This is a genomic window from Actinoplanes sp. NPDC026623 (genome assembly GCF_040638275.1).
Taxonomy (GTDB): Bacteria; Actinomycetota; Actinomycetes; order Mycobacteriales; family Micromonosporaceae; genus Actinoplanes.
This window is the reverse complement of sequence record NZ_JBEZXZ010000366.1, coordinates 1-3,767: the sequence shown is the minus strand read 5'-3', so window position 1 is coordinate 3,767 and position 3,767 is coordinate 1. Positions and strand designations below refer to the sequence as shown.

Below are 3,767 nucleotides of genomic sequence, written 5' to 3'. Positions count from 1 at the left end.
CGGGTGTTTACCTTAAAAAGCTAGCCCCCCCCCGCCCCCCCCGCGGCCGCGTCGTGTGCGTCAGCCGGCCAGGGCCGTCGCCAGGTCGTCGCGGAAGGTGCGCTCGTCCTCGGTGACGGTGTCGCCGCCGATGCCGAGCAGGCCGCCGGTCGACGCCGCGCCGACCACGCTCTCCGCGATCTCCACCAGCCAGTGCTTGTAGGTCTCCGCGTCCGCCGCTGCGGTCTTCCCGGCCAGCAGGGACGCCGCCTGCGCGGCGCGGTCGAGCACGTCGCGGGCGTAGCCCGCCGGGTCGGCCGGCTCGATCGCCGGCAGCACCTCGCCGCGGTCCGGGTCGCCGGTCAGGTCCAGCACGGCCGCCGCGATCGCGGTGACCAGCGGGCTGGCCGAGGCCCGCGCGTCGGCGATCTCGTCGAGACCGGCGGCCGTCTCGGCGCGGGTCTTGCGCGCGCTGTCCTGGGTCACCACGCTCGCGGCGGTCAGAACCGACTGCGGCAGGCCGACGAGCAGCCCCCACTCCGCGTCGGTGAAGCCGAACTCGGCGTACTGCGGTGCGTCCGTCACTGATCCTCGTTTCCTTGTACCGGTCGAGACTGCTGACGGTACCCAGAAGGTCGCGGACGGAACCGCCGAGTCCGCGGACTGCCGTGTACGGCACGCCGACCTGGGCACCCTGATCGAGCTGCATGGACACCTCCGGGCGGAGAACGACCCGCCCGGGAAAACGGTCACCCGGCAGTGAGCAGCTGGTGCTCCAGGACTACCGGGATGGAGAGGGTCTTGTAGCCGACCTCGTCGAAGAGGACGGTCATCCGCCCCGCCTCGTAGCCCATCACCATGCCGGGGCCCCATTCGGTGTGCCGGACCGTGCTGTGCACGGCGAACGGCTCGTCGCCGGACTCCCGCGCGGTCTGCTCGGCCGCGCCGCCGGAGCAGTTGTCGCAGTGCCCGCAGTGCTCCGCGAGGTCCTCGCCGAAGTAGGCCAGCAGCGTCTGCGAGCGGCAGGCGTTGGTCTGCGCGAAGGCGCGCATCATGTCGGTGCGGGACCGCTGCACGACCTGCTGCCGTTCGTATTCCGCCGCGGCGGCCTCGGCGGCGGCGGCCGGCAGCGGGGCGAAGACCGGGACGGTCCACTTGTTGCCGTGCCCGGCGACGGCGGCGCCGACCTGCTCGAGCAGCCCGAGCAGCCAGCCGAGCCGGCGGGCGCCGAGCCCGGTCCGTTCCCGCAGCGAACTCTTGGTGGCGGGGCCGGCGCGCAGCGCGGCGGCCAGCTCACGCAGCTCGGCCGGGTCGGGGCTGCCGCCGTTGAAGAACCGCTGGATCGCCTCGTCCTCGGCGCGCCAGAGCAGCAGCGCGCGGCCCGGCTCGCCGTCGCGGCCCATCCGGCCGATCTCCTGGAAGTAGCTGTCCGGGGAGTCCGGCAGGGCGACGTGCGCAACCCAGCGGATGTTCGCCTTGTCGATGCCCATGCCGAACGCCGACGTGGCGACCATGATGTCGACCTTGTCGGCGGTGAAGTCCTCGTGGCGCTGCTCGCGGGCGCCCGCGGCCATGCCGCCGTGGTAGAAGTCCGCCCGGTAGCCGGCCTGGGTGAGGGTTTCGGCCAGCTCCTCGGCGGCGCGGCGGGTGGCCACGTAGATGATGCCGGGGCGCGGCGAGGAGTCGAGCAGCGCGGTGAGCCGGCGCCACCGGTAGTCCTCGTCGGGGCAGTAGGCCACCTCGAGGAAGAGGTTGCGCCGGTCCAGGCCGGAGACGTGGATCTCGGGCCGGTGCAGGTCGAGCCGGGCGATGATGTCGTCGCGCACCGGCGGCGACGCCGTGGCGGTGAGCGCCAGCACCGGCGGTCGGCCGATGCCCTTGATCAGGTGCCCGAGCGACAGGTAGTCGGGCCGGAAGTCGTGACCCCAGGCGGAGATGCAGTGTGCCTCGTCGATCGCGACCAGGCCGGGGCGCAGCGCACGCACCTCGGCCAGCCGCTCCGGGTTGGCGAGCTGCTCCGGGGTGATGAAGAGGAACTCCGCCCGGCCCTCGCGGAGCTCCTGGATCGCCTCGCGCTGCTGGCGTGGGGTCTCGGCGGAGCTGACCCGGACCGCGCGGATCTTGGGGTCGGCACGCTCGTTGAGCGCGGCGATCTGGTCCTGCTGCAGGGCGAGCAGCGGCGAGATCACCACTGTTGGCCCGGGCAGCAGCACCGCCGGGATCTGATAGATCGCCGACTTGCCGGCGCCGGTGGGCAGCACGACGAGCGCGTCGCGGCGGCGCAGCACGGCACGCATGGGCTTGAACTGGCCGGGGCGCAGGCTGGGCCAGCCGAAGTGCCGGCGGGCGACCCTGCGCAGGCGCGGGCCGTATACGGGTAGCTTCATCGAGCGGCCATTGTGCCCCACGGATGCGACGGGCAAACGCGAGCCGCCGTCCGGGACGGGTCGCTACTTGCCCCCGAACATCCGGCGGATCGCCCAGAACAGGATCAACGCCCCCAGGGCGACGCCGAGCAGGCGCACGGCGTGCACCTCGGACCAGTCCACTCCGGAGGCGGCCAGGACCGGGGGGATCACATGGGTGCGCACGCATCGCAGCCTACCGAGACGAGCAACCGGCCGAATACTTTAAGTGGGCTTAATAGAAAGGTTTGTTGACTAAAACCCGGATGTGGGTGACCATAAGTCGTCGCCGCGCCCATGACGGTCCGGTCGATCACGTTGGGGGACGTGCTCGCTGAGCGCGTATTTGTCGTCACCGGAGGTACGCGGACTTATGCCGAATCATGGCGAATTGCCAGATCTGGCCGCGACGGTTCTTCAGCCCGGATTCGTCGGCACCACGGTGCCCGACTGGGTCCGGCGCCGGCTGGGCGAGGGCCTGGGCGGCGTCGCGCTCTTCGCTCGCAACGTCGAGTCGCCGGCGCAGGTCGCGGCCCTGACCGCGCAGCTGCGGGCCGAACGCCCGGACGTCATCGTCGCCATCGACGAGGAGGCCGGTGACGTAACCCGCTTCGAGTCGCGGCACGGCAGCTCCCGCCCCGGCAACCTGGGCCTGGGCGCGATCGACGACCTCGAGCTGACCAGCGCCGTCGCCCGGGACCTGGGCCTCGAGCTGGCCCACGCGGGCATCACGCTCGACTACGCGCCGGACACCGACGTCAACAGCAACCCGGACAACCCGATCATCGGGGTGCGGGCCTTCGGCGCCGAGCCCGAACTCGTGGCCCGGCACGGCGCGGCCTGGATCCGCGGCCTGCAGGAGTCCGGGGTGGCCGCCTGCGCCAAGCACTTCCCCGGCCACGGCGACACCGCCGTTGACTCGCACCACGACGTGCCGCTGATCGACCGCAGCCGGGAACGGCTCGCCGAGGTCGAACTGGTGCCGTTCCGGGCGGCGGTCGCCGCCGGCGTGCAGTCGGTGATGACCGGCCACCTGCTGGTGCCCGCGTACGACCCGGACCTGCCCGCGACGCTGAGCCGGCGCATCCTCACCGGTCTGCTCCGCGAGGAGCTGGGCTTCGAGGGGCTGATCGTCACCGACGGTATCGAGATGCAGGGCGTGCGCCGCACCTACGGGCTCGAGGGCGCCACGGTGCGGGCCCTGGCCGCCGGCGCCGACGCCATCTGCGTCGGCGGCGACCACGCCGACGAGCACGCCGCCCTCCGGCTGCGCGACGCCATCGTCGCCGCCGTGCGCAGCGGCGAGCTGCCCGAGGCGCGGCTGCGCGACGCCGCCGCCCGGGTACGCAGGCTGGCCCGCTGGACCCTCGAAACGCAGACCGC

Annotated in this window: 4 protein-coding genes; 1 reads left to right on the top strand and 3 read right to left on the bottom strand. The window is 72.7% G+C overall.

Annotation, left to right across the window (positions count from 1 at the left end; translation table 11 throughout):
• Positions 1-60: 60 nt before the first annotated feature.
• The 3 genes from AB0F10_RS44645 to AB0F10_RS44635 all read right to left on the bottom strand — a co-directional run bounded on the left by AB0F10_RS44645 (position 61) and on the right by AB0F10_RS44635 (position 2,570).
• On the bottom strand, positions 61-564 hold the full coding sequence (locus AB0F10_RS44645; protein WP_360640535.1) for a hypothetical protein: 504 nt from the start codon (positions 562-564) through the stop codon (positions 61-63).
• A gap of 164 nt (positions 565-728) precedes the next feature.
• Positions 729-2,366 (bottom strand): ATP-dependent DNA helicase RecQ, encoded by a 1,638-nt coding sequence (locus AB0F10_RS44640; RefSeq protein WP_360640532.1) that lies wholly within the window; start codon positions 2,364-2,366, stop codon positions 729-731.
• A gap of 63 nt (positions 2,367-2,429) precedes the next feature.
• Positions 2,430-2,570, bottom strand: a complete 141-nt coding sequence (locus tag AB0F10_RS44635) for a hypothetical protein (RefSeq protein WP_360640529.1) — start codon at positions 2,568-2,570, stop codon at positions 2,430-2,432.
• Positions 2,571-2,757: 187 nt separating this feature from the next.
• Here AB0F10_RS44635 and AB0F10_RS44630 point away from each other — a divergent pair.
• Positions 2,758-3,767, top strand: a 1,010-nt coding sequence (locus tag AB0F10_RS44630) for a glycoside hydrolase family 3 protein (protein WP_360640526.1), incomplete at its 3' end; no start/stop codon positions are given.